This is a genomic window from Agrobacterium fabrum str. C58, from assembly GCF_000092025.1.
GTDB lineage: Bacteria > Pseudomonadota > Alphaproteobacteria > Rhizobiales > Rhizobiaceae > Agrobacterium > Agrobacterium fabrum.
In genome coordinates this window covers 242,329-265,005 of record NC_003063.2, presented here as the reverse complement: position 1 = coordinate 265,005, position 22,677 = coordinate 242,329, and the positions used below count along the sequence as shown (strand labels likewise).

Genomic DNA, 22,677 nt, shown 5'->3' with positions numbered 1-22,677 from the left:
CGCGCATCTCCAGCTAAAACAATCCGTTAAAACATCGTCATCAAATCAATGCGGTTCGGCGTCTTGCGCTTTCAGTCCTGGTATTCGCTCGGATGGTCGTAGGCCTGTTTCAGGGAGGCGGCCATCGGCAGGTTCAGGTTCATGCCGTTCGGCGGAATGGGTTTGGTGAACCACTTTTCATAAAGGCCGTGAATGGTCGAACTGGTGTACATATGCCGAAGACTATCATTGACCGCCGCCTTGAACGCCGGGTCGTTCCGCCGGAAAACCAGACCATAGGGTTCGGGAGCGCTGAGCGTTTCCTCGGAGAGTGCATAAAGGTCAGGATTTTCCGAGGTCGCCGCCAGCGCCGCCAGCAATATGCCATCCATCACGAAGGCGGAGGCCTTGCCGGCAACAACGAGGTCGAAGGCTTCTTCATTGGTCTTGGTCGGCATGACAGAGATATTGAGGTTCTTCGCCCGGTTCACGGCGTTCAGCTGTTCGATATTGACGGTGCCGGAAGCGGATGTGACGGATCGCCCGGCGAGATCGGCAAGGCTTTTCAAATTGTCCTGCTTGCGGGAGAGAAACTGTGTCGCGGTCATGAAATTGGGATAGGAGAAATCGACGATCTTGCGACGTTCGCTATTATTGGTCGTGGCGGCGCATTCAATGTCGATCTGGCCACTGCGGACAAGAATGAAGCGGGTCGCGGGCGTTGCCTTGACATATTCGAGCTCGATCTTGTCGAGCTTCAGCTTGCTGCGAATATCCTCGCTGATTGCCCTACAGAGATCGGTAGAGAAACCGGTGATTTCCCCGTTTGGCAATTGATAGGAAAAGGGCGGTTCGGCCTCGCGATAACCGATACGGATTTTTGCGGTTTTGGCAATCTGCTGAAGCGTGTCGCCTTCATCGGCGGCCTGCAGCGGGGTAACAGGAGCAAAGCATGTGAGGAAAAGGCAAAATACTGAAAGGCGCATTTTATGTCCTTTTGGTCGGCGGCTGGTTTCTCAAATCGCTTTTTGTGGTGGATGATAAGAACCCGGTGCCGACCGACCGGCATCGCCGTACTCGTCCTTGGCGGCCGGGGTAATAACAGCGCGGTTTTTGAAGATTCGGGCCAGAGGGGCAGGTTCAGCAAAATAATAGCCTTGCGCCTCATCGCATCCCGAAAGCTTGAGGGCTTCGACCTGATCCCTGTTTTCAACGCCCTCGGCGGTCACCTTCAGGCCGATCTGCTCGGCCATGTCGATGATGGTGTTGACGATGGCCGAACACATGGGATTGGTGGGCAGGCCGGAAACAAATTCGCGGTCGATCTTGATCTTGTCGAAGGCGACATGGGTCAGCGTGCTGAGCCCGGCATAACCGGTGCCGAAATCATCAAGTGCTAAACGGACGCCTCTTTCCTTCAGCAGTTTCAGCGCTTTCGTACTGCTGTCGCGCTCCAGCATCGCGGTTTCCGTCACTTCAAGCTCCAGCCGCTCGGCCGGGAAGCCGGATTTTTCCAATGCCCGGTCGACAACAGGGACGATATCGTCATTGGAGAGCTGAACGGCGGACAGATTGACGGCAAGCCTGATATCTTTCGGCCAGGTCATGGCATCCATGCAGGCCTGTGCCAGAACCCATTCACCCAATGGTTTGATGAAGTTGTTTTCTTCGGCGAGGGTGATGAAGCGGTCCGGGGTAATGAGGCCGAGTTTGCTGTGCCGCCAGCGGGCCAGCGCCTCGTAAGCGACGATGCGGCCGCTCTGCAGATTGACCACGGGCTGGTAATACAGCTCGAATTCCTGGTTTTCGAGCGCGGATTTCATGTCTATTTCCAGCGCATGCTTGTGCTTCGCCGCCATGTCCATGCCCGGCTCGTAAAACACGAAATAACCGCAGCCCATGGATTTTGCACGGTAAAGGCCAAGATCAGCATGTTGCAGAAGTTGTGTGGCCGATGTGCCATGGACCGGCGCGCAGGCGATGCCGATGCTGGTATCGATGCTGATGGTGCTGCCTTCCAGGCTGAAACTGCGCGAGACCGCGTGCACCACCCGCGCCGCCAGCATCGCTGCATCGCTCTCGCAGTCGGCGTTTGTTGACTGGATGATCGCGAACTCGTCGCCGCCAAGACGGCTCACCATGTCGTTTTCACCGAGCACGGCGGAAATGCGCGAGGCCACCGCCACCAAGAGGGCATCGCCTGCGGCGTGTCCCAGCGTGTCGTTGACGGCCTTGAAGCGGTCGAGATCGAGCAGCATGACATTGAATGGCTGGCCTGACGCGGAAAGATGTTCCAGCCTGGTTTCCAGCGTCTTCATCAGCAGCACGCGGTTGGGCAGTCCGGTCAGCGCATCGTGATGGGCCATATGTTCGAGTTGCTGCGCCATATCGCGTATCTGCCGCAGACGTCCGCGCTCCAGTACCGCCTCACGCAGCGTTTCGATGGCGGTCGCCATATCGCCGATCTCGTCCCGTCGTTCCTGAAACGGTGTGACGACGTCGGTTTCTTCGCGGGCAATTCGAAGTGTGGCCTGCACCAGCGCCGGGACCGGTTTGAGGAAATGCCGGGCAATGACGGTCACAAGCACGCCGGTGACGGTCAGGACCACGATCAGCGCGGCGAGCGAATTATAGATCAGCTTGCGCTGTGCGCCATAAAGCGCGTCCGAACCGCCGATGCTGACGGCGACCGCGCCGATGGGTTTCTTCGTTTCCGTGCTGATGATCGGCAGCAGGCCGATATAATGGCTGGACTCGCCGATGGTGGCAAAACCGGTCGAAAAACGCGCGGCAACTGCATCCCTCGAAAAGATGGGGTCGGTGGCAAGCGGTTTTTCGTTGTCGTCGGTGGCATTGTCAAAGGCCGCGGCGATCTGCCTGAAACCGGCATCGTCCTCGTCATAACGAAAAAGCCAGACGGCATTTTTTGTCTGTGCGCCGATGAGGGCGAGAACGTCGCTAGGATTGAAGCCGGTAACGAGAATGGATCCGTCGTCGCCAATCGGCTTGTCGCTCAATATGCCGTTGACCTGTCCGTCCGCATCGGCGGTGACGCTGACATAGGTATAGATGCTGCGCAACGTCGCGCTGGCGATCTGTGAATTGACGCGGGCCTGATTGAGCCATTGTTCGCTGGAGGCAGCCACGAACATGTACCAGCCGACGAGTGCACCAATACTGTAGGAAAAAATCACACCACCAAGGAATATCAGGGTTATCTTGCTGGCGAGCGAGCGCCGCCGCGAAAACCGGCCCATTTCCGGCTGCGTCGTTGAGCGAAGCGTTTGGCCGGGTTCAATCTGTCTATCTGTCCCCTGATAGGCAGTCTCTTCCATTCGCGATAGTCCCCCGCGATGTCGCGTTATAATTGTTTTATGGAATTTTTATAGGGCATGTATTTCGGCGGTGTCTGCTAAATAATTCAACAAAGTTTAGATGCGATTAAGAATTAGTCCGTCTTTTTATAGTCGTTGCTGATACGCTGCGTCACGGGCCTGTACCTGTGGTTGAAAAAACCGGTCTGGCGGAAACGCAGCGCGGGGTTATTTTACGCCGCCCGGTTGATCATGGCTGTGGTGATTGGCCTTGCCAAGTGGCCGAGAAACGGCATGTTGAGCGCGACATGCGGGTTTCAGGGAAGATATCATGGCTCACCGGGGCAAAAACATCGCGCAGCTTTCCGTTCTTATCCAAAGCGGCCATCTCGATCCGCGCGCCTTGGCGGAGGAGACGCTGGATGCGATCGGCAAAGAGGATGACCAGGCGATCTTTGTCAGCGTAACATCGGCGCGGGCCATGGCGGAGGCGGAAAGCGCCTCGAAACGCATTCGCGAGGGCCGTTCCTGCGGCGTGCTCGATGGGATTCCGGTGGCCTGGAAGGATCTGTTCGATCTCGAGGGGATGCCCACGACTGCCGGGTCGAAGGTATTGTCGGATGATGCGCCTGCGTCCCGCGATGCGGATGTGGTGGCGGCGCTGAAGCAGGCCGGAATGGTTTCCATCGGCCGCACCAATATGAGCGAGTTCGCTTTTTCCGGTCTCGGCATCAACCCGCATTACGGTACGCCGCGCAATCCCGTCTCCACGGATGGCCATCGCCTGCCGGGCGGTTCTTCATCGGGAGCGGGCGTTGTCGTTGCCGCCGGTCTGGTGCCGGTGGCTATCGGTACGGATACGGGTGGATCGGTGCGCATTCCGGCCGCCTTCAATGGCGTGGTTGGATATAAGGCGAGCCGTGGCCGCTATTCGATGCATGGGGTTTATCCTCTGGCGAAAAGCCTCGATTCGCTCGGGCCGCTTACCCGCACCGTGCAGGACGCCGTCTGGGTGGATGCCGCCATGCGCGGCAGAACGGCTGCGGATCTGGCGCGCATGCCTTTGTCCGGCGTGTCGTTGGTGGTGCCGGAAACGGTGGTTTTTGATGGCATCGAGCCGGGCGTCGCGGCCGCATTCGAACAGGCGGTGGAACGGTTGGTCCGTGCCGGCGCTTCGGTTCGGCGGCAGGCATTTCCGGTTTTTTCGGAATTGTTCGATCTCATCAGGGAAAAGGGCGCGCTGGTGACGGCGGAAGCCTTTTCCCTGCACAAAGCCCGACTTGAAGGTGCCGACGCCGCGCGCATGGACCCGCGCGTGGTCGTGCGAACAAGGCTCGGAGCGAATATCTCCATGCCTGATTATATCGCCATCATCGAGGCGCGCGACCGGATGATGGCGGCGTTTTCCGCCATGATCAGCAGGGACGAGATTCTGATTTCACCGACATTGCCACATGTCGCGGCCAAGGTGGCGCCGCTGGTTGAAAATGACGATGCCTTTTTCGCGATGAATGCCAAGACCTTGCGTAACACCCAGATCGGCAATTTCCTGGATCACTGTGGCGTGTCTATTCCCTGCGGAACCGGCGAGGCAGGCATGCCGGTCGGCCTGCTGCTTTCGGGCCTGTATGGAACGGACGACCGTCTGCTGGGTGTTGCGATGGCTGCGGAAGAAATTATCCGTGACTGGTAAGATGGAAGAGCGGCCTTTCAGGGCCGCTCTCGATGCAACCGTTAGCGTGCGGCCCAGTTGGCGCCGCGGCGGAACATGGTCTTCATCTGCGGCACGGAAAATTCCTTGGCCTGATGGCCGAGTGCCGAATAAAAGACGCGGCCCTTGCCGTATTTGCGCTTCCAGACGACCGGCATCACCACGCCGTCGATCCACCAGGCGTGATCGCCGGTGAATGTCGTTGTCGCCAGAACCTCGTTCGAGGGGTCGACATGCATGTAATATTGTTCCGACGTATAGGGGAAATCGGAAATCCCCTCCATCAGCGGATCATCCGGCCGGGTGATATTGACCGTGTAATCGATGATATTGCCGGGATGGGCGACCCACTGGCCGCCGATCATGAACTGATATTCCACACATTCGCGGAAACTGTCGCCTGCACCGCCATGGAAGCCGGCAATGCCGACGCCGTTTTCGACGGCGGCCGTCAGGTTCTTGATTTCTTCCTTCTCGATCTTCGACATGGTGACGATCGGCACCACAAGGCTGAGATCATGCACTGAAGGATCGGCGAAGGCTTCGGTGCTATGCTCGACATAGACCTTGAACCCGTCTTCCTCCAGAATGTCCTTGACGATGGTGGCACATTCCTGTGGCTCGTGGCCGCTCCAGCCGCCCCAGACGATGAGTGCTTCGCGCATTTATTTCCTCCTCAGGATTATTTGCCGAGCTGGCCGTCGACCAGCGATGTTTCAAGCGGAGCAGGGCGCTCCACCTTGGTGGTGATGGAAACGGTGGTGCCACTGTCCGATGCCGTCTGGAAAGCTTCCATGACCTCCAGCACATGTAGCGCAAGATCGCCATTGGCGCGGTGCGGACGGTTTTCGCGGATCGCATGGGCCATGTCCGCCACGCCGATCGAGCGGTAATTGCCATCAGCATAGGGGGATGACAGCGCCTGCGGTTCGAACTGGCCGCCCTTTTTCAGCAATTGCACCTCGCCGCCGAAGTGGTTGGGGTCGGGCACGATCAGTGTGCCTTCCGTGCCGTAGATTTCCAGCGGCACATGTTTATGGCCGGCGACATCGAAGCTCATTCCCACTTGCACCACAGCGCCATTCTCAAACGCCAGAACGCCGGAGACATGAGTCGCGACATGAACAGGGATTTTCTCGCCGTTCTTCGGTTCGCTGGTGATAAGACGCTCATTGCGCGGCGCAATGGCAAAGCCTGCGACCTTGGCGACCGGGCCGAACAGATTGACGAGATCGGTGATGTAATAGGGGCCCATGTCCAGCATAGGCCCGCCGCCAACCTCGTAATAGAAGGCGGGGTTGGGGTGCCAGCGCTCATGGCCGGGGCACATGAAAGTGGCCGTTCCGCCGACCGGCTGGCCCAGCACCCCCTCGTCGATCAACCGGCGTGCTGTCTGGTGGCCACCGCCGAGGAATGTATCCGGCGCCGAGCCGATACGCAGGCCCTTTGCTTTTGCCGCATCCGCAAGACGTTTGCCTTCGGTGAAATTGATGCCCAGCGGTTTTTCGGAATAGGCATGTTTGCCGGCGTCCAGCGCTCGCAGACCCACTTCCACATGCGCCTTGGGGATCGTCAGGTTGACGATGATTTCCACTGAAGGGTCAGAAAGAAGCGCGTCGACGCTTGTTGCCTGAAGGCCAAATTCTGCCGCGCGGGCCTTCGCCACCTCCTCGTTCATATCCGCCAGACCGCGAATATCGAGAATTGGAAACGAGGCCATGGCCTTGAGATAGGCGCTGGAAATGTTGCCGCAGCCGATGATGCCGATACCGACCTTTTTCATGTGATTCCTCCCGTAAATCAGAAATGCCGAATCCTGTGCACGAGCCTTTCGGCTAGAGCGCCGGCCCCGTGGTGTTCCATGGCGATTCGTAAAGTTCATAAAGCGCGACGGCCGCAGCCCCCTGCGCCCATAAGTCGTCGCTCGCAATGTCGAAAACCAGCTCCGCTACGCCGGCCAGTGATGGCGGCACGGCAGCATTGTAGCTGTTTCGAATGCTGGTGATGAAGGGCTCGCCAAGCTCCAGACTGGAGCCCGTGATGATGACCCGCGGCGGCGCAAACAGCGTGACGATATTGGCAAGTGTCAGGCCGAGGGCCGCACCGGCGCGCAACGCCGCAGCGATGAGATCGTGGTCTTCCGCCGCAATCAGCGCATGGGCATGCTGCATGCCGCGACCGAGCCGGATCGCCTCGGCAAAACGTCCGTCCACCGGACGAGAGCCAAGAATGGCATTTTCGCCCGCCTGGCTTGCCAGCCGCACCGTGCCTTCATTGGCAAGGCCGATGACGAGATCGCCGAGATTGTGGCTGAGGCCGCCCGCACCGCGGAAGAGCTGGTTCTGATGCAGCACGCCAAGCCCGAGCGTCTGTTCGAGCGAAATCAGCACCATGTCTTCGAGGTCACGCGCATGGCCGAACCAGTGGTGGGCGAGCGTGATGGCGTGGGCGTCGCTTTCGATGATGGTCGGCGAATTCAGCCGCGCCGTCATTTCCTCGGCGAAATTGACGTTTACTTCCCGCAGGATAGGGCTGCTGCGGATCCTGCCGGTGCGATGTTCGATGACGCCTGGCAGGCCAAGGCAGACCATGTCCACATCTTCCAGCGACAGTCCGGCATCGACCACGCAACGTCGCACCCCGTCTTCCACCAGATCGGCAATGACGCCGATCGGCTGGCGGTCTACACGGATCGGCAGGGCAAGAGTGGACAACACATTGCCGCAGAAATCAGTGACGACGAAAACCATGCGGTTCGCGGCGATCTTGGCACCCACTACGCGGGCGGCATCCGGGTTCAGCTCCAGCATCACGCGCGGTCTGCCGCGTGCGCCTTCGGTGCGGATATCGCCGATATGGCGGGTAAGGATAAGCCCGTCATCCAGCAGCGAGGCGGTGATCGCCGAAACGGTCGTGGTGGAGAGCTGCGTTCTTTCGCTGATTTCCACCCGCGAGATCGGCCCGTGGCGGCGGATGCTGTCCAGCACGCTCAGCCTGTTGATCGCGCGCATCAATTCTGGGTCTGCGGTCTTCATGGTGTCCTGCTGCGATCAATGCCGTTGCTTCCCGATTTATATCGGAATGCGGATTAAATAACGGGGTGGGGGTGGGGTGTGTCAAGCGTTAAGCGCAAAAAATCGGCATTGTGCCTTGACAATGAGCGAACCCTGATATGAATTAATCCGCATTGGGGAATAAATGAGGAAATCCCCGAGGGAGGATCACCATCATGACGATTTGGCACGCAGGCGCAAGCCTGGGCGGCAAGCTGACAGGCTTTGCCACAACGACAAGTATTGCTCTCATGCTCGGCGCCGCAAGCGCCTCGGCCGCGACGGTCGTTAAATGGATGCATGTGGAGCTTGACCCGAAATCCGTGGCTGTCTGGGAGGAGATTGCCAAGGAATATGAGGCCAAGCACCCCGATGTCGATGTTCAGCTGCAGTTCCTTGAAAACGAGGCCTTCAAGGCAAAATTGCCGACGCTGCTGCAATCCAACGACGTGCCTGACTTCTTTTACAGCTGGGGCGGCGGCGTCCTTGAAGAGCAGTCCAAAACCGGAGCGCTGAAGGACCTGACCGAAGTTTTCGATGCCGATGGCGGCAAGCTGCGCCAGGCCTATAATGCCTCCGCAATCGACGGCCTGTCTTTTGACGGCAAGGTCTGGGCCGTGCCGTATCGGGTCAGCCTCGTCAGCTTCTTTTACAACAAGGAGCTGTTCGCCAAGGCCGGCGTGAAGGCCGAGGATATCAAGACCTGGGCGGATTTCAGCACAACAGTCAAGAAGATCAAGGACGCGGGCATCGTGCCGATTGCCGGCGGTGGCGGTGAGAAATGGCCGATCCATTTCTACTGGAGCTACCTCGTCATGCGCAATGGCGGGCAGCCCGTGTTTGACGCCGCCCGCAAGGGCGAAGGCGAAGGCTTCATGGACCCTGCCATCATCAAGGCGGGTGAGCAACTGGCCGAGTTCGGCAAGCTCGAACCTTTCCAGCCCGGTTATCTCGGCTCCACCTGGCCGCAGGCGCTCGGCGTCTTCGGGGACGGCAAGGCGGCGATCATCCTCGGCTTCGATAATACCGAAGCCAACCAGCGCAAGAATGCCGGCGACGGCAAGGGGCTCGCCCCCGAAAATATCGGCCGCTTTGCCTTCCCGGTCGTTGAAGGCGGCGCCGGCAAGGCCACCGATACGCTGGGCGGCCTGAACGGTTGGGCGCTCACCAAGAACGCTTCCAAGGAAGCGATCGATTTCGCGACCTTCCTGACCAGCAAGGCAAGCGAAGAGAAGATGGCGACCGCTGGCATGATCCTGCCGGTTGCAACGGGCGCTGCCGGTGCGGTGAAAAACCCGCTGCTCGCGGATTCCGCCAAGCAGCTTGCCGCCTCCACCTGGCACCAGAACTTCTTCGACCAGACGCTGGGTGCTGCCGTCGGCCGCGTCGTCAACGACGTCTCGGTTGAGATCGTGTCCGGCCAGATGACCGCAGAGGAAGGCGCCAAGCAGATTCAGGACGCATTCGAACTGCGCTGATCTGACGATTTCCATGGTGGCGCCGCCGAATATGTGGCGCCGCCTATCTGCCTCCATGAAAGCGGATAGAGATGACGGATATTTCCATGACTTCTGCGTCCATACCGGCGCGGCGCGCGGCAAAGCGCAAGCAAAGCTCGGTCGCACATGACCGGGCGCTGACCCTGCTGGTGTTTCTGCCGCCGGCACTTCTGCTCTTTACCCTGTTCGTCATCCTGCCCATGGGCGAGGCGGCGTGGTACAGCCTTTATCGCTGGAACGGATACGGCACGCCGACCGATTTCGTGGGCTTGAAGAATTTCCAGGTCCTGTTCGGCAATGCCGCCTTCTCGCAGGCCTTGATGAATAATGGCCTGATCATCCTTATCTCGATCCTGATCCAGATTCCGCTGGCGATCTGGCTCGCCATGATGCTGGCGCACCGTATTCCCGGCGTCGTCGCCTTCCGGCTGGTGTTCTTTTTGCCCTATGTTTTGGCTGACGTTGCGGCGGGTCTGATCTGGCGTTTCGTTTATGATGGCGATTACGGTCTTTTCGCCGCCATCTCCAATTTCTTCGGCTTCGCCAATCCCTACGTGCTGGCCGACAAGGATGTGGCGATCTATGCCGTGCTCGGCGTCATCGTCTGGAAATATTTCGGTTTCCACATGATGCTGTTTATCGCTGGGCTTCAGTCCGTCGACAAGAACGTGCTGGAAGCGGCAGAAATCGACGGCGCGTCGGGCTGGCAGAAATTCCGTTACGTCACGCTGCCGATGCTTGGCTCCACGGTGCGCCTTTCCGTGTTCTTTGCGGTCATCGGCTCGCTGCAGCTGTTCGACATGATCATGCCGCTCACCGGCGGTGGCCCCTCCAACTCCACGCAGACCATGGTCACCTTCCTTTACACCTACGGCGTCATGCGCATGCAGGTGGGGCTTGGCAGCGCGGTCGGCGTCGTTCTCTTCGTCATCTGCGTAACGCTCGCCTTCGGTTACAAAAGGATTTTCATGCGCCATGACTGACACCTCCACCTCCGTCCGCATGCCGCTGCAAACCAAGCTTTATCTTTATATATCGCTGAGCCTGATTGCGGCCATCGTGCTCATCCCGCTTCTGACAACGGCGCTTGGCGGCTTCAAGACGCTGGGGGACCTGCGCGTCAACCCCTTCGGCATTCCGGCCGAATGGCAATGGGCCAATTACGGCGATATTCTCTTCGGCAAACGCTACTGGCTGCAAATCTTCAATTCGCTTGTTATCGCGCTGTTGACGGTGTTCCTGACGCTGACCGTCTCGGCCATGGCGGCTTTCACCTTCGCGCATGTGAAGTTTTTCGGCTCGTCCTTCCTGCTCAATTATTTCCTGCTGGGGCTGATGTTCCCGGCGGCCACCGCCATTCTGCCGCTGTTCATCCGCATCCGCGATCTCGGCCTGCTCGACACCTATTGGGGCGTGGTTCTGCCGCAGGTGGCCTTCGGGCTGGGCATGAGCATCCTTCTGTTCCGCAATTACTTCCGTAATCTGCCGGACGAGCTGTTTCAGGCAGCCTTCGTGGATGGCTGCGGTTATCTACGGTTCTTCTGGCATATTTCCGTGCCGCTTTCGCGGCCGATCGTGGCGACCGTTGGCATCGTTTCGTTTGTCGGCAGCTGGAACAGCTACATCCTGCCGCTGATCATGCTGAATTCGGAATCGAAATATCCCTGGCCGCTCGGCATCATGGTCTATCGCGGCGAATTCGGCACCGAATGGCAACTCGTGCTCGCCTTCATCACGCTGACGATCCTGCCGACTGTCATCGTCTTCTTCCTCGCCCAGAAACACATCATCGCGGGCCTGACGGCCGGTGCCGTCAAATCGTGACTTGAAAGGAGCAAAATATGGCTTCCGTCGAACTTAGGGATATCCGCAAGTCCTATGCCGCACTCGATGTCATTCACGGCATCTCGCTTGATATAGCCGACGGCGAATTCATCGCGCTGGTCGGGCCTTCGGGCTGCGGCAAGTCCACGCTGCTGCGCATGATCGCCGGGCTGGAGGAAATCACCGATGGGGATATTCTCATCGGCGACAAGGTAGTCAATTCCATGACCCCGCGAGAACGCAACATCGCCATGGTGTTCCAGTCCTATGCGCTTTATCCGCATATGACGGTGGCCGAAAACATGGGCTTCAACCTGAAGCTCGCCGGCCAGCCGAAAAACGTCATCGAGGAGCGCGTGGCGGAAGCCGCCCGCATGCTCGATCTCGGCAAGCTTCTGGATCGCAAGCCCTCGCAGCTTTCCGGCGGCCAGCGCCAGCGTGTCGCCATGGGCCGCGCAGTGGTGCGCAATCCGGCGGTTTTCCTGTTCGATGAGCCGCTCTCCAACCTGGATGCCAAGCTCCGCGTACAGATGCGGAGCGAAATCAAGGCTTTGCACCAGAAGGTCGGCACGACATCCATCTATGTCACCCATGACCAGATCGAAGCCATGACGCTGGCGGACCGGGTGGTGGTGCTCAATCACGGCCGCATCGAACAGCAGGGCACGCCGCTCGAGCTTTACAAGACGCCCGCCAATCTCTTCGTTGCCGCCTTTATCGGCTCACCCGCCATGAACCTCATCGAAGGCGTGGTCGACGGCGAGGGCGACCAGCCCGCTGCCCGGCTGAAGGATGGAACCGCGATCCGCATTGCCGCCTCCAGAAAGGTCAAACGCGGCCAGCCGGTGACGATTGGCTTGAGACCGGAACATATCGGCTCGAGCATCGGCGGCGATATTGCGCTATCCGGACGAACGGTGCTGGTGGAACCGACCGGCGCGCAGACGCATGTGGTCTTTGAATTGGCGGGTGATCAGGTGACGGCGGTGGTGGATGGCGAGCAGCCGGTGAAGGTCAATACGCCCTTCGCCGCCACCGTGCATCATGAGCGTGTGCATGTCTTCGACAGGGCGAGCGGCCTGGCGCTTTAAGCGCCATGTGCATTTTTAGTGGAGTGCGAAAATTCTTTTGTCCCTCCGCTTTTGGGGCTTGTTTGAAAACTACGAGCGGTTAGCTTGGCGCTGGAGAAAAAAGCGGGTTACCGCGCAACTGTATCGATGCAGGAGGAGATTTTAATGAGAACGATCAAGGGCCCGGGTCTTTTTCTCGGCCAGTTTGCCGGTGATGTTGCCCCCTTCAACAGCTGGGATGCCATCACCAAATGGGCGGCGGAAAAAGGTTATGCCGGCGTGCAGGTGCCAAGCTGGGCAGGCCAGCTGATCGATCTCAAAAAAGCGGCGGAATCGAAGGATTATTGCGACGAGTTCGCCGGTGTAGCGCGCCAGAACGGCGTGGAAGTAACGGAGCTTTCCACCCACTTGCAGGGCCAGCTCGTTGCGGTTCACCCCGCTTATGACGAAGCCTTTGATGGTTTTGCCGCACCGGAAGTGCGCGGCAACCCCAAAGCGCGCCAGGAGTGGGCGGTTGAGCAGGTGAAGTTTGCGCTGAAAGCCTCGAGGAATCTCGGCATCAAGGCGCATGCGACCTTTTCCGGCGCGCTTGCCTGGCCGTTCGTCTACCCGTGGCCACAGCGCCCGGCTGGTCTGGTGGAAACCGCCTTTGACGAGCTGGCAAAACGCTGGACGCCGATCCTTGATTATGCCGATGAGCAGGGCGTCGACGTCTGCTACGAAATTCATCCCGGCGAAGATCTGCATGACGGCGTCACCTTCGAGATGTTCCTGGAGCGGGTGAAGAACCATCCCCGCGCCAACATGCTCTACGACCCCTCGCATTACGTGCTGCAATGCCTTGATTATCTTGACAATATCGACATCTACAAGGATCGCATCAAGATGTTCCACGTCAAGGATGCGGAGTTCAATCCGACCGGACGGCAGGGCGTGTATGGCGGGTATCAGGGCTGGGTGAACCGTGCCGGCCGTTTCCGCTCGCTGGGCGACGGGCAGGTTGATTTCGGTGCGATCTTCTCGAAAATGGCGGCCAATGATTTCGACGGCTGGGCCGTGGTCGAGTGGGAATGCGCGCTGAAACACCCTGAAGATGGCGCGCGCGAAGGCGCCGAGTTCGTCAAGGCACATATCATCCGCGTCACGGAAAAGGCCTTTGACGATTTCGCATCTGGTGGCACCGACGATGCGGCCAACCGCCGTATGCTTGGGCTTTGAAAGCATTTCAGGGGAAATATTATGGCTATTGAAGGAAAGACAACCGACGTGGCGAACAAGCGGATTCGCCTCGGCATGGTCGGCGGCGGTTCGGGCGCATTCATCGGCGGCGTTCATCGCATGGCAGCGCGGCTCGACAATCGCTTCGATCTCGTGGCGGGGGCCCTGTCCTCGACACCGGAAAAATCCCTAGCTTCCGGGCGTGAGCTGGGGCTCGACTCTGAGCGTTGCTACGGCTCGTTTGAAGAAATGGCCGAAAAAGAAGCGCTGCGCGAGGATGGTATCGAGGCGGTGGCGATCGTCACCCCCAACCATGTGCACTATCCCGCTGCAAAGGCCTTCCTGGAGCGCGGCATCCATGTCATCTGCGACAAGCCGCTGACTTCCAATCTCGAAGACGCGAAAAAGCTGAAGGACGTGGCCGATAAGGCCGATGCGCTGTTCATCCTGACGCATAACTACACCGGTTATCCAATGGTGCGGCATGCGCGCGAGCTGGTGGAGGCCGGTGCACTCGGCAATATCCGTCTGGTGCAAATGGAATATCCGCAGGACTGGCTGACGGAGGCGGTGGAACAGACCGGCGCGAAACAGGCAGTCTGGCGTACCGATCCGGCCCAATCTGGCGTTGGCGGTTCCACCGGTGACATCGGCACCCATGCCTATAATCTCGGCTGCTTCATTTCCGGTCTCGAAGCGGATGAGCTGGCGGCGGATGTGCATACCTTCGTCGAAGGCCGTCGGCTCGATGACAATGCTCATGTGATGATGCGCTTCAAGCCCAAGGGCGGCAAGCAACCCGCCAGGGGCATGCTCTGGTGCAGCCAGGTGGCAGTCGGCCATGAAAATGGGCTGAAGATCCGCCTTTATGGCGACAAGGCCGGTCTCGAATGGACGCAGGCCGATCCGAATTATCTGTGGTTTACGAAGCTCGGCGAACCGAAGCAGTTGATCACCCGCGGCGGGGCCGGGGCAGGGGCCGCAGCCGCTCGCGTTACCCGCATACCCTCCGGCCATCCGGAAGGATATCTGGAAGCCTTCGCTACCATCTATACCGAGGCTGCGCATGCCATTGAGGCGCGCCGCACCGGTTCGGCGCTGGATAAGGCGGTCATCTATCCGACGGTGGATGACGGCGTCAAAGGTGTGGCCTTCGTCACGGCCTGCATCGAGTCAGGCAAGAAGAATGGCGGCTGGGTGAAGCTGTAAAACAACGTTGCGGCCTGGTTTCTTCTCCCCCTCGGGGGAGAAGCGGCCTCCGCTCGCTTCTTTCCTTTGCGATACGCCTCCGTGCTCCAGAGCCTGATCTGCCTCGACACATCAATTAACGCGTGTCGACTGCTGCTGTGTCCGCTCTGTCACCGGGCAGCCATCCTCGATCTTGGTCCAGGACGAAACATTGAGCTTCATCTCGCAGCGCGCGAGATAAGAAGCACCATCGACCTTCAGGCAGGATGTCTGGCCGAGTTCGAACATGGTGCCGCGATTTCGGCATTTGCAATTATGGGCATCCGCCAAGGCGGGGCTAAGGGCCACTATCAGGCCGGGTACGAGCACTCCAAGACGCATGGCTGAGGCTCCCAAGGATATGCCGCCAATTTATACCTCTCCGGCGGCATAGTCAAAAACGGCCTCTGCCTGAGGATACGCACGGCCGGACGGGAGAGCCGGCTCGAACGCTTACACCTTCACCATATCAAAATCGCCCTGATATCATTCACATTCGTCAGGGTCGGACCGGTCACGACAAGATCGCCCGCCGCCTTGAAAGCGGTATAGCTATCATGGCTCACCAGCGATTGGCGCGGATCGACACCGGCGGCGCGAATACGGTCAAGCGTATCCGGCGTCACCACGGCACCTGCCGCATCTTCCACGCCGTCTATGCCGTCGCTATCGCCTGCAATCGCCCAGATGCCGTCTGCGCCTTTCAGCGTCAGCGCGAGGCTCAGCAGGAACTCCGTGTTGCGGCCGCCCTTGCCGGCCGGTCCCTTGCCAATCGTGACCGTGGTTTCGCCGCCTGAAAGCAGCACGGCCGGACCTTTGACCGGCAGGCCCTTGCGGCTGGCGGAGGACGCGATGCCGGCCATGACGGCACCGACATCCCTGGATTCGCCTTCGAGGGAATCCCCGAGGATAAGCGGCGTCAGGCCGAGCTTCACGGCCTCATACGCCGCCGCCTGCAGGGCAAGCGAGGGCGCCGCGATCATCCTGACATCCTCTTCGATATCACCAGACTTCGGGGTTTCCTCACCCTTTTCCAGCACTTTGCGCACGGTTTCGGGAAGATCGAGCCCGTATCGGGCGACGATTTCGCGCACGGTCGCGATATCACTCGGATCGGCAACCGTCGGGCCGGAGGCGATCTCGGAGGGGTCGTCTCCGGGCACGTCGGAAATCAGCAGCGAAACAACCTTGGCCGGTTTGGCGGCCAGCGCCAGCCGTCCGCCCTTGATGCGGGAGAGATGTTTGCGCACGGCGTTCATTTCCGAAATTGTCGCACCGCTGGCAAGCAAAGCACGATTGACGGCCATCTTGTCGGCAAGCGTCATGCCTTCGGCCGGCGCCACCATCAGCGCCGAACCGCCGCCGGAAATCAGCGCGATGACCATATCGTCGGCAGTCAGTCCCTCAACGGCGGCGAGAATGCGTTTGGCCGCTTCCGCACTTTTGTCATCAGGTACGGGATGGGAGGCCTCGATGATCTCGATACGGGAGGTCGGAACCGCATGGCCATAACGCGTCACCACCACACCGGAGAGATCGACATGCGGCCATGCCTCTTCCAGCGCTGCGGCCATGGCGGCTGAGGCCTTGCCTGCACCGACGACCACGCAGCGACCCTTGGGTGGGGATGGGAGATGCTTTTGCAACACCTTCGCCGGATCAGCACTTGCGACTGCCGCCATGAATATCCGGTTGAGGGCATCTTTGGCGCGGGTGTCGTTCCATGCGGTCATCGGGTTCATGCTCCGATCCAGAGAAATCCGAGTGCAAACAAGGCTGGCAGTGCCTGAATGAACAGGATCTTCATATTGGCGGTAACGGCGCCGAAAATACCGGCCACCAGGACACACAGCAGGAAAAACACCTTGAAGCTCAGCCCTTCATCGCCCTGTGTGAGCCCATAGATCAGCCCGGCCGCCAGAAACCCGTTATAAAGCCCCTGATTGGCGGCGAGCACTTTCGTCTGCCGGGCAAAATCCGCCGAGAGACCGAAGGCCTTGCGGCCGGCCGGTTTTTCCCACAGCAGCATTTCCAGGATGACGATGTAGATATGGATGGCCGCAACCACGGCAATCAGAATGCTGGCGATCATCGGCGGTTCCTCCAAACCATGGTGTCCGGCGCCCGCGGTTTTCACAGGGCGAGCAGACATTTCCGTTTTAACGGCGGGACGAAGCGCTGCAAGGCCAGAATCCCCTCTTTCCGTGCAAACTGTTGAAGACCGGCAGCCTGTTGCTTGACTCTTTACTGAAATAGGAACAAAACAAGAACAGCAAGATTGAAAATCCGGAATTGAAACCTGTCATGCCATGCAAAAACGCGCGGACCAGTTGCTCGTTGTCGAAGAGCTGCGTGAAAGGCTGGAAAGGATCGGTAACGGCCCTGAGCGGCTGCACGAGACCTTGCCTTTCGGCGTGGATGCCATTGACCATCACCTGCCGGGAGGCGGGTTGAAGCTCGGTTGCCTGCATGAGCTGAGCGGCGGCGGCAATGGCGCTGCCGATGGCGCGGCAGCAGCGCTGTTTGCAGCCGGTGTGGCGGCAAGGCTTTCCGGCAAGGTTTTATGGTGTGTCACCCGTCGGGACCTGTTCATGCCGGGCCTGACGCAGGCCGGCCTGTCGCATAACCGGCTCATCATCGTTGAATGCCGCGATGAAAAAGGCGTGCTCGACTGTTTCGAGGAGGGACTGCGCTGCAACGGTTTCGGCGCGGTGATGGGTGAATTGTCAAAGTTGCCGATGACCGCCTCGCGGCGGCTGCAACTGGCAGCGGAAACCTCCGGTGTGACCGGCATTGCCATCCGCCGTTTCCGGCGTCCGGCCGATGCGGCGCTGTTCGGCGAACCGACGGCGGCCGTCACCCGCTGGCGTATCTCCGTGCGGCCCTCTTCGCCCCTGCCGGTGCCGGGGGTGGGCAGGCCACGCTGGTTTCTGGAACTCTTGCGATGTCGCGGCGGCGAAAGCGCCGAATTTGAAGTGGAAGCCTGTGATGCAAAGGGTCGTCTCGCTCTACCTGCCGACATGGCCGACGGATCGTTTCCGGCGTCTTTCGGGCAAGGACGCGCCGCCGGTTGAAACGCCGCTGGTCATGATCGGCCGCCAGGGCAGCCGCCGGCTGGTGCAGGCGCTCGACAAGGCGGCCAGGGCGGCGGGCATCCGGCCCGGCACGCCGGTCAGCAAGGCGCAGGCACTGGTGCCGGGCCTCCTCGTTGAAGATCTGGATGCGGCTGGTGATGCCCGCGCCCTGCAGCAGCTGGCCTTTCATTTCCTGCGCATCTATGCCCCGATCGTCGCCGCAGACCCGCCGGACGGGCTGGTGCTGGACACATCAGGCGCGGACCATCTTCACGGCAATGAGGCGCTGATGCTGAGCAGCATGCTCAACCGCCTGCACGCCGCCGGTTTTGCCGCCCGCGCCGCCATTGCCGATAGCTGGGGGGCGGCCCATGCGCTGGCGCGTTTTAGCCGCGAGGAGATCAGTATCGTGCCGCCGGGTGGCCAAAGAGCGGCGATCAGCGGCTTGCCGCTTTCCGCGTTGAGGCTGGAGGACCGTATCGTTTCCGGGCTGAAGGTGCTCGGTTTCCGCACCATTGGCGAGCTTGCCGAAGCCCCGCGAGCGCCGCTCACCCTGCGTTTCGGCCCCGAACTCGTCCGTCGTCGTTCCCAGGCTTTCGGGGAGATCGGCGACCCCATCGAACCGGTGAGAGTGGCCGAACTGGTGGAGGTGCGGCGCGTCTTTCCTGAGCCGATCGCTGCGGCGGAGACGATTGCCCGTTATAGCCAAAAGCTGGTAACGGCGCTTTGCGCCTCGCTGGAAAAGCGCGGTCTCGGCGCCCGCCGGGTCGATCTGGTGCTGCACCGGGTGGATAGCGGCCTGCAGGCCATACGGGCCGGCACCTCCAGGCCGGTGCGCGATGTCAAACAGCTTGTCCGACTTCTGACCGACCGTATCGACACCATCGATCCCGGCTTCGGCATCGAGATGATGGTGCTGACCGCCACCCATGCCGAGCCGCTTGTCGCCGCGCAGGCTCGTTCTTCACTGCTGGACGAGGGGCGTGCGGAAATCGCCGATACGGTCGATGTCATCCTCAATCGCGGCCACAGGGTCTATCGTTATGCGGCGGTGGCAAGCGACGTGCCGGAACGTTCTCTTGCCCGCGTTGCGGCGCTTGCGCCTGAGGATACGCTCGGCTGGCCCGGCCACTGGCCGCGCCCGGTCCGGCTTTTTGCAAGGCCGGAACCCATCGAGACGCTGGCCCTGCTGCCGGACCACCCGCCGCGTTATTTCCTCTGGAAGGGCGAGCGCCATAATGTGCGGCGCGCCGACGGGCCGGAACGGGTGTTCGGTGAATGGTGGAAACGCGACCGGGAAAAGGCCGCCGTGCGCGATTATTTCACGGTGGAAAATGAAGGCGGAGAACGCTTCTGGATTTTCCGCTCCGGTGATGGCGAACATGCCGAAACGGGCTCACAGGGCTGGTTCATCCACGGGGTCTTCGCATGAGCGCGCCCCGTTATGCCGAGCTTCAGGTGACCACGCATTTTTCCTTTCTGCGCGGTGCAAGCTCCTGCGATGAGCTTTTCGAACAGGCCAAAAACCTTGGCATAGAGGCGCTTGGCGTCGTTGATCGCAACAGCCTTGCGGCTATCCCCCGGGCCTATGAGGCCGCCAATAATCATGGCGTCCGCCTCGTCATCGGCTGCCGCCTCGATCTGGATGACGATCTTTCCGTGCTTGTTTATCCCATGGATCGTGCGGCTTACGGGCGGCTTTGCCGGCTGCTGTCGGTGGGCAAGAAACGGGGCGGCAAGGGGAAATGCCGGCTGAGTTGGGACGATCTCGTTGCCTATGGCGAAGGCCTGATCGTGGTGCTGCTCGCCGATCTGGCCGATGATCTCTGCGCGCTTCGCCTGCGTCGGTTGAAGGCAGCTTTTGCCGACCGGGCCTATATGGCGCTCAGTCTTCGAAGACGACCCAACGACCAGATGCGTCTTTTCGAGCTGTCAGGGATGGCGCAAGCCGCAGGCGTGCCGACTGTTGTTACCAATGACGTGCTGTTTCATGTGCCCGAACGGCGCATGCTGCAGGATGTCGTCACCTGCATAAGGCACAATTGCACCATCGACGAGGCGGGCTTCCGCCGCGAACGCCATGCCGACCGCTATATGAAACCGCCGGAAGAGATGCACCGGCTGTTTGCCCGTTACCCCGAAGCGCTCTCCCGCAGCCTCGAAATTGCAAAACGCTGCAAATTTTCGCTGAAGGAACTGGTCTATCAATATCCCGAGGAGCGCAGCCTGCCGGGACTGACGGCGCAGCAGGCGCTGGAGAAGATGGTCTGGGAGGCGGTGCCGGGGCGTTATCCGAACGGTTTGCCGGAGAAAGTGGAGAAGGCGCTGCATCATGAGCTGGATGTTGTCGGCAGATTGCAATATGCCTCCTATTTCCTGACCGTGAATGCCATTGTCCGTTATGCGCGTTCAAAAGATATTCTATGTCAGGGGCGTGGTTCGGCGGCCAATTCGGTTATCTGTTTTGTGCTTGGCATCACCGCCATCGATCCCGCTCTTTTCAGCAATCTCGTCTTCGAACGGTTCGTTTCCGAGAACCGGGGAGAACCGCCGGATATCGACGTGGATTTCGAACACCAGCGGCGTGAAGAGGTCATTCAGTGGGTCTATGACACCTATGGTCGTGACAAGGCGGCGCTCTGTTCCGTCGTTACCCGTTATCGCGGGCGTGGGGCGCTGCGCGATGTCGGCAAGGTTCTGGGCCTGCCGGAGGATTTGACCAAACTTCTGTCCTCGCAAGTCTGGCGCTGGAGCGAAGGAGTGGGCGAAAAACAGGTGAAGGAACTAAACCTCAATATGGAGGATCGTCGCCTGAAACTGGCTTTCGAGCTTGCCAACCAGCTTGTTGGCACGCCACGCCATCACAGTCAGCATCCGGGCGGCTTCGTACTTTCCCATGATAGGCTGGATGAGCTCGTGCCGATCGAACCAGCCGCCATGAATGATCGACAGATCATCGAATGGGATAAAGACGATATTGATATCGTGAAGTTCATGAAAATGGATTGCCTGGCGCTTGGAATGCTTTCCTGCATGAAGCGGGGCTTCGATCTGCTGGAGGCTCGCACAGGGGAAAAATACGATCTTGCTGCGATGCCACCGGATGATCCCGCAACGTTTGCAATGATCCAAAAAGCCGACACGCTAGGCACTTTCCAGATCGAAAGCCGGGCGCAGATGTCGATGTTGCCGCGCTTGAAGCCCGCCAAATTTTACGATCTTGTTATTCAGGTCGCTATCGTTCGTCCCGGCCCCATTCAGGGAGATATGGTACATCCCTATCTGCGGCGGCGTCAGGGTAAAGAGCCCGTTTTGTATGAAAAACCGCAACTTGAAAATATTCTAAAAAAGACGCTGGGGGTTCCGCTGTTTCAGGAACAGGCCATGCGGATTGCCATGGATTGCGCCGATTTCACCGCAGATGAGGCTGACCAGTTGCGCCGGGCCATGGCGACGTTCAAGAACGTTGGCACTATTTCCAAATTCAAGGAAAAACTGGTCACCGGCATGGTGGCGAATGGCTATGACAAGGAATTCGCCGAACGCATCTTCAAGCAGCTGGAAGGGTTCGGCAGTTATGGTTTCCCTGAAAGCCATGCGGCCTCTTTCGCGCTGATTGCCTATGCCTCCTCATGGCTGAAATGCCATCACCCCGATATTTTCTGTACGGCCATTCTCAATTCGCAGCCGATGGGGTTTTACGCCCCGGCGCAGATCGTGCGTGATGCGCGCGACCATGGCGTCGAGGTGCGCCCGGTCTGCGTTAATAACAGCCGCTTTGATTGTACGCTGGAGCCCACGGGCAAGAAGAATGACAAGGGTGAGGAGCGGTTTGCCGTGCGGCTTGGCCTGCGTATGGTGAAGGGGCTCTCCAACGATCACGCCGCCGATATTGTCGCCGCCCGGCAGGATCGGCCTTTCGCCTCCGTCGATGATCTCTGGCGAAGGGCGGGCGTTCCAGCTGCTGCCCTTGTGTGTCTTGCCGAAGCCGATGCCTTCCTGCCCTCGCTTCGTCTTGCCAGACGCGAGGCGCTGTGGGCCATTAAGGCCCTGCGGGATGAGCCGCTGCCGCTTTTCGCCGCCGCCGCCATCAGGGAAAATGCCGTTATCGAAGAGCTTCAGGAGCCTTCCGTTGCGCTTCGGCCCATGACTGATGGCGGCGAGGTGGTGCAGGATTACGGCCATGTGGGGCTGACCCTGCGCGAACACCCCATGACCTTCCTGCGGCGCGATCTTTCCCGCCGCCGCATCGTCACCTGTGCGGAGGCGGTGCGTGTGCGGGATGGCACATGGCTGGAAACGGCGGGTCTGGTGCTGGTGCGCCAGCGTCCCGGCTCGGCAAAGGGCGTGATCTTTATGACGCTGGAGGATGAGACGGGTATCGCCAATGCGGTTCTATGGGTGAAAACCTTCGAAAAATACCGGCGCGTGGTGCTGTCCGCTGGCATGGTCGGCATTTACGGCAAGATCCAGCGGGAAGGCGAGGTGGTGCATCTGGTCGCCCACCGGCTGACCGATCTGTCGCATGCGCTGGCGAGCGTGGGCGAGCGCAACAATGCTTTTCCCCTGCCGCACGGGCGTGGCGACGAATTCCACCACGGCATGCCGGATGATCATCGTGCTATCAGGAAACGTCCGCCGCCCTCCAACCATGATGACGATGAGGTCGAGCGGATAAAGGTCATTTCCCGCAATTTCCACTGACAAG

General features: G+C 59.8%; 18 protein-coding genes. 10 read left to right on the top strand and 8 right to left on the bottom strand.

All coding sequences use genetic code 11. From position 1 onward, the window contains the following. Positions 1-71: 71 nt before the first annotated feature. Together ATU_RS14985 and ATU_RS14980 are read right to left on the bottom strand one after the other, a co-directional pair. Positions 72-965, bottom strand: a complete 894-nt coding sequence (locus tag ATU_RS14985) for an amino acid ABC transporter substrate-binding protein (protein ID WP_010972877.1) — start codon at positions 963-965, stop codon at positions 72-74. A 30-nt stretch (positions 966-995) separates the two neighbouring features. Next, the gene (locus ATU_RS14980) at positions 996-3,314 is read right to left on the bottom strand and encodes an EAL domain-containing protein (protein WP_010972876.1); all 2,319 of its coding nucleotides are present in this window, start codon (positions 3,312-3,314) and stop codon (positions 996-998) included. Positions 3,315-3,624: 310 nt separating this feature from the next. Here ATU_RS14980 and ATU_RS14975 point away from each other — a divergent pair, with 310 nt between their 5' ends. After that, a complete protein-coding gene (locus tag ATU_RS14975; RefSeq protein ID WP_010972875.1) occupies positions 3,625-4,986 on the top strand; it encodes an amidase in 1,362 nt (453 codons plus the stop codon). A 41-nt stretch (positions 4,987-5,027) separates the two neighbouring features. Here the strand turns inward: ATU_RS14975 and ATU_RS14970 are convergent, their stop codons facing one another. From ATU_RS14970 to ATU_RS14960, 3 genes are read right to left on the bottom strand one after another with little or no spacing between them, the layout of a single operon-like run. Beyond that, a complete protein-coding gene (locus ATU_RS14970) occupies positions 5,028-5,669 on the bottom strand; it encodes a ThuA domain-containing protein (RefSeq protein ID WP_004438834.1) in 642 nt (213 codons plus the stop codon). A gap of 17 nt (positions 5,670-5,686) precedes the next feature. After that, complete coding sequence (locus ATU_RS14965) at positions 5,687-6,787, bottom strand: Gfo/Idh/MocA family protein (protein ID WP_006314820.1); 1,101 nt, start codon at positions 6,785-6,787, stop codon at positions 5,687-5,689. Between the two features lie 52 nt (positions 6,788-6,839). After that, positions 6,840-8,039, bottom strand: coding sequence for an ROK family transcriptional regulator (locus tag ATU_RS14960; protein ID WP_010972874.1), 1,200 nt, complete (start codon positions 8,037-8,039; stop codon positions 6,840-6,842). A gap of 194 nt (positions 8,040-8,233) precedes the next feature. Between ATU_RS14960 and ATU_RS14955 the strand changes: the two genes are divergently transcribed. From ATU_RS14955 to ATU_RS14930, 6 genes are all read left to right on the top strand, one after another. Beyond that, complete coding sequence (locus ATU_RS14955) at positions 8,234-9,535, top strand: extracellular solute-binding protein (RefSeq protein ID WP_010972873.1); 1,302 nt, start codon at positions 8,234-8,236, stop codon at positions 9,533-9,535. Between the two features lie 71 nt (positions 9,536-9,606). Beyond that, a complete protein-coding gene (locus ATU_RS14950) occupies positions 9,607-10,539 on the top strand; it encodes a carbohydrate ABC transporter permease (protein WP_010972872.1) in 933 nt (310 codons plus the stop codon). Continuing rightward, a complete protein-coding gene (locus tag ATU_RS14945; RefSeq protein ID WP_004438848.1) occupies positions 10,532-11,380 on the top strand; it encodes a carbohydrate ABC transporter permease in 849 nt (282 codons plus the stop codon). Before ATU_RS14950 ends, ATU_RS14945 begins: the two co-directional genes overlap by 8 nt. Before the next feature lie 17 nt (positions 11,381-11,397). Beyond that, a complete protein-coding gene (locus ATU_RS14940) occupies positions 11,398-12,471 on the top strand; it encodes an ABC transporter ATP-binding protein (protein ID WP_010972871.1) in 1,074 nt (357 codons plus the stop codon). Positions 12,472-12,615: 144 nt separating this feature from the next. Then, positions 12,616-13,668, top strand: a complete 1,053-nt coding sequence (locus ATU_RS14935; protein WP_010972870.1) for a sugar phosphate isomerase/epimerase family protein — start codon at positions 12,616-12,618, stop codon at positions 13,666-13,668. 21 nt (positions 13,669-13,689) lie between these two features. Continuing rightward, positions 13,690-14,877 (top strand): Gfo/Idh/MocA family protein, encoded by a 1,188-nt coding sequence (locus tag ATU_RS14930; RefSeq protein ID WP_010972869.1) that lies wholly within the window; start codon positions 13,690-13,692, stop codon positions 14,875-14,877. A gap of 111 nt (positions 14,878-14,988) precedes the next feature. On the opposite strand, the gene ATU_RS14925 is transcribed toward ATU_RS14930, so the two are convergent. From ATU_RS14925 to ATU_RS14915, 3 genes are all read right to left on the bottom strand, one after another. After that, on the bottom strand, positions 14,989-15,237 hold the full coding sequence (locus ATU_RS14925) for a hypothetical protein (RefSeq protein ID WP_035216164.1): 249 nt from the start codon (positions 15,235-15,237) through the stop codon (positions 14,989-14,991). 119 nt (positions 15,238-15,356) lie between these two features. After that, the gene (locus ATU_RS14920; protein WP_035257427.1) at positions 15,357-16,628 is read right to left on the bottom strand and encodes a glycerate kinase type-2 family protein; all 1,272 of its coding nucleotides are present in this window, start codon (positions 16,626-16,628) and stop codon (positions 15,357-15,359) included. Positions 16,629-16,633: 5 nt separating this feature from the next. Further along, positions 16,634-16,987 carry a DUF1304 domain-containing protein gene (locus tag ATU_RS14915; protein WP_035257550.1) on the bottom strand — a complete coding sequence of 118 codons (354 nt, stop codon included), beginning with the start codon at positions 16,985-16,987 and terminating at the stop codon, positions 16,634-16,636. Between the two features lie 217 nt (positions 16,988-17,204). Between ATU_RS14915 and ATU_RS14910 the strand changes: the two genes are divergently transcribed. From ATU_RS14910 to ATU_RS14900, 3 genes are read left to right on the top strand one after another with little or no spacing between them, the layout of a single operon-like run. Continuing rightward, a complete protein-coding gene (locus ATU_RS14910) occupies positions 17,205-17,969 on the top strand; it encodes an ImuA family protein (protein WP_010972865.1) in 765 nt (254 codons plus the stop codon). After that, positions 17,884-19,401, top strand: coding sequence for a Y-family DNA polymerase (locus ATU_RS14905; RefSeq protein WP_035257431.1), 1,518 nt, complete (start codon positions 17,884-17,886; stop codon positions 19,399-19,401). The genes ATU_RS14910 and ATU_RS14905 overlap by 86 nt, the downstream gene beginning before the upstream one ends. After that, positions 19,398-22,673: an error-prone DNA polymerase gene (locus ATU_RS14900; protein WP_010972863.1), complete on the top strand. Its 3,276-nt coding sequence runs from the start codon at positions 19,398-19,400 to the stop codon at positions 22,671-22,673. Before ATU_RS14905 ends, ATU_RS14900 begins: the two co-directional genes overlap by 4 nt. The last annotated feature ends 4 nt before the right edge of the window (positions 22,674-22,677 follow it).

Coding starts and splice junctions, on each gene's coding strand:
- ATU_RS14950 (WP_010972872.1), top strand. CDS start 9,607: ATGACGGATATTTCCATGACTTCTGCGTCCATACCGGCGCGGCGCGCG.
- ATU_RS14955 (WP_010972873.1), top strand. CDS start 8,234: ATGACGATTTGGCACGCAGGCGCAAGCCTGGGCGGCAAGCTGACAGGC.
- ATU_RS14935 (WP_010972870.1), top strand. CDS start 12,616: ATGAGAACGATCAAGGGCCCGGGTCTTTTTCTCGGCCAGTTTGCCGGT.
- ATU_RS14980 (WP_010972876.1), bottom strand. CDS start 3,314: ATGGAAGAGACTGCCTATCAGGGGACAGATAGACAGATTGAACCCGGC.
- ATU_RS14930 (WP_010972869.1), top strand. CDS start 13,690: ATGGCTATTGAAGGAAAGACAACCGACGTGGCGAACAAGCGGATTCGC.
- ATU_RS14965 (WP_006314820.1), bottom strand. CDS start 6,787: ATGAAAAAGGTCGGTATCGGCATCATCGGCTGCGGCAACATTTCCAGC.
- ATU_RS14915 (WP_035257550.1), bottom strand. CDS start 16,987: ATGATCGCCAGCATTCTGATTGCCGTGGTTGCGGCCATCCATATCTAC.
- ATU_RS14910 (WP_010972865.1), top strand. CDS start 17,205: ATGCAAAAACGCGCGGACCAGTTGCTCGTTGTCGAAGAGCTGCGTGAA.
- ATU_RS14920 (WP_035257427.1), bottom strand. CDS start 16,628: ATGACCGCATGGAACGACACCCGCGCCAAAGATGCCCTCAACCGGATA.
- ATU_RS14970 (WP_004438834.1), bottom strand. CDS start 5,669: ATGCGCGAAGCACTCATCGTCTGGGGCGGCTGGAGCGGCCACGAGCCA.
- ATU_RS14940 (WP_010972871.1), top strand. CDS start 11,398: ATGGCTTCCGTCGAACTTAGGGATATCCGCAAGTCCTATGCCGCACTC.
- ATU_RS14900 (WP_010972863.1), top strand. CDS start 19,398: ATGAGCGCGCCCCGTTATGCCGAGCTTCAGGTGACCACGCATTTTTCC.
- ATU_RS14945 (WP_004438848.1), top strand. CDS start 10,532: ATGACTGACACCTCCACCTCCGTCCGCATGCCGCTGCAAACCAAGCTT.
- ATU_RS14925 (WP_035216164.1), bottom strand. CDS start 15,237: ATGCGTCTTGGAGTGCTCGTACCCGGCCTGATAGTGGCCCTTAGCCCC.
- ATU_RS14975 (WP_010972875.1), top strand. CDS start 3,625: ATGGCTCACCGGGGCAAAAACATCGCGCAGCTTTCCGTTCTTATCCAA.
- ATU_RS14905 (WP_035257431.1), top strand. CDS start 17,884: ATGCAAAGGGTCGTCTCGCTCTACCTGCCGACATGGCCGACGGATCGT.
- ATU_RS14960 (WP_010972874.1), bottom strand. CDS start 8,039: ATGAAGACCGCAGACCCAGAATTGATGCGCGCGATCAACAGGCTGAGC.
- ATU_RS14985 (WP_010972877.1), bottom strand. CDS start 965: ATGCGCCTTTCAGTATTTTGCCTTTTCCTCACATGCTTTGCTCCTGTT.